The organism is Methylobacterium sp. FW306-05-D, from assembly GCF_058782155.1.
On record NZ_JBYSXL010000163.1, the window covers coordinates 1 to 2,134 of the forward strand.

The following is a 2,134-nucleotide window of genomic DNA, read 5'->3' on the forward strand; positions in this document are numbered from 1 at the left end:
GGCGGGGCGAAGGGCTGGAAGGGTCATTGACAGCATGAGCAACCGGATGTGGGGCGGGCGCTTCGCGAGCGGCCCCGCCGAGATCATGGAGGAGATCAACGCCTCCATCGGGTTCGACAAGCGCCTCGCGCCCCAGGACATCCGCGGCTCGCTGGCGCATGTGGCGATGCTGGGCGAGGCCGGCATCCTGCCATCCGCCGATGTGGCCGCGATTCAGGACGGGCTCAAGGCCGTGCGCGACGAAATCGAGGCGGGCGGCTTCGTGTTCCGCCGCGAACTCGAGGACATCCACATGTCCGTCGAGAGCCGGCTGACCGAGATCGTCGGCCCGGCGGCCGGGCGCCTGCACACCGCGCGCTCGCGCAACGACCAGGTCGCCACCGACATGAAGCTGTGGGTGCGCGACACCCTGGACAGCCTCGATGCCCAGGCGGCCGACCTGCAGCGGGCCCTGGCCGAGAAGGCCCTGGCGCATGCCGGCACGGTGATGCCGGGCTTCACCCACCTGCAATCGGCCCAGCCGGTCACCTTCGGGCACCATTGCCTCGCCTACGTGGAGATGCTGGCCCGCGACCGCGGCCGCTTCCGCGATGCCCGTGCGCGGCTCAACGAGTGCCCGCTCGGTGCGGCGGCGCTCGCCGGCACCTCCTTCCCCATCGACCGGCACGCCACGGCCGCGGCCCTCGGCTTCGACCGGCCCACCGCGAACTCGCTCGATTCGGTGGCCGACCGCGACTTCGCCCTCGAATCCCTGGCCGCCGCCTCGATCTGCGCCGTCCACCTCTCGCGCTTCGCCGAGGAGCTCGTGGTCTGGACCTCGGCCCAGTTCAACTTCGTGAAGCTCTCCGACGGCTACACCACCGGCTCGTCGATCATGCCGCAGAAGCGCAACCCGGACGCGGCGGAGCTGGTGCGGGCGAAGTCCGGCCGCGTCATCGGCGCGCTCACGGGCCTGCTCATCGTGATGAAGGGCCTGCCGCTCGCCTATTCGAAGGACATGCAGGAGGACAAGGAGGGCACCTTCGACGCCCTCCAGGCGCTCTCCCTGTGCTTGGCCGCCATGACCGGCATGGTCCGCGACCTCGAGCCCAACGCGCCCGTGCTCGCCCGCGCCGCCGGCTCCGGCTACGCCACGGCGACCGATCTCGCCGACTGGCTGGTGCGCGAGCTCGGCCTGCCGTTCCGCGAGGCGCACCACGTCACCGGCCGCCTCGTCGGCACGGCCTCCGCCCGCGATGTGGGGCTGGAGGCGCTCACCCTGGCGGAGATGCAGGCCGCCGAGCCGCGGATCACGCAGGCGGTCTACGCCGTGCTCGGCGTCGAGAACTCGGTCTCGAGCCGCACCAGCTACGGCGGCACCGCCCCGGACAACGTCCGGGCCCAGGCCAACCGCTGGCTCGCGGCGCTCGGGCAGGGCTGATCCGGGCTTCGCCTCATCGGAGCGATGCCCGGATCGGCAAGCCCGCGCGGCGCCGGCAAGCCCGCGCGGCGCTTGCGCGAAGTCCGGGTCCGCCATCCCGAAGGGATCGGACGGATCTGAGCCGAGTCGAAAAGAACCGGACCCGGGGCAGGTGCGTTCACGGCTCAGCTATGTGATGCTGTGTAGGACCCTGTCCCGAGCCTCTCGGAGATCTTCTCATGCCCGCTGAAAGCTGGATTGCGCCGGATGACGTCCCCGCCCTCGCGGCCGAGGCCACGGCCCTGATCGACACCGCCCTGAGCCGCCTGCCCGAGGACGACCGGGCCGCGTTCTGGGCCTCGGTGCGCAAGTGCTACAACACGCCCTACAACGATCCCAAGCCCCGCGCGCTGCCGCGCCTGCCGATGTCCGCGGCGTCCGAGGCCGCGGGTCCGGCCCCCGCGGAGGCCTCCGCCCTGTCGACGCTGGCCGCCCCCGCCCTCGCGGGCGTGATGGCGGTGTTCTCCGGCGCCGAGACCCACGCCGCCTGATCGGGGCGGGCACGCAATCCTGAAACCGGCGCCCCGCGGCGCCGCACATCCGGACGGTCGGGTCTTTCGGCCCGGCGACGTCCCGAAGGGTCTTCCATGGTTCCTGTTCTGCGACGCGGCCTCCGGCTCGGGGCCGCCTTCCTCGTCCTGTCCGGCCCCGCCGCCCTCGTCGGCGCCCCCCACC

The 2,134-nt window shown here is 72.4% G+C and carries 2 protein-coding genes; both read left to right on the forward strand.

All coding sequences use genetic code 11. The features are described 5' to 3' along the window. The first annotated feature begins 34 nt into the window (after window positions 1-34). The gene (gene argH / locus AC3WLN_RS23985) at window positions 35-1,420 is read left to right on the forward strand and encodes an argininosuccinate lyase (protein WP_492485477.1); all 1,386 of its coding nucleotides are present in this window, start codon (window positions 35-37) and stop codon (window positions 1,418-1,420) included. Between the two features lie 218 nt (window positions 1,421-1,638). Further along, window positions 1,639-1,950: a hypothetical protein gene (locus AC3WLN_RS23990; RefSeq protein WP_492485479.1), complete on the forward strand. Its 312-nt coding sequence runs from the start codon at window positions 1,639-1,641 to the stop codon at window positions 1,948-1,950. Window positions 1,951-2,134: the final 184 nt, after the last annotated feature.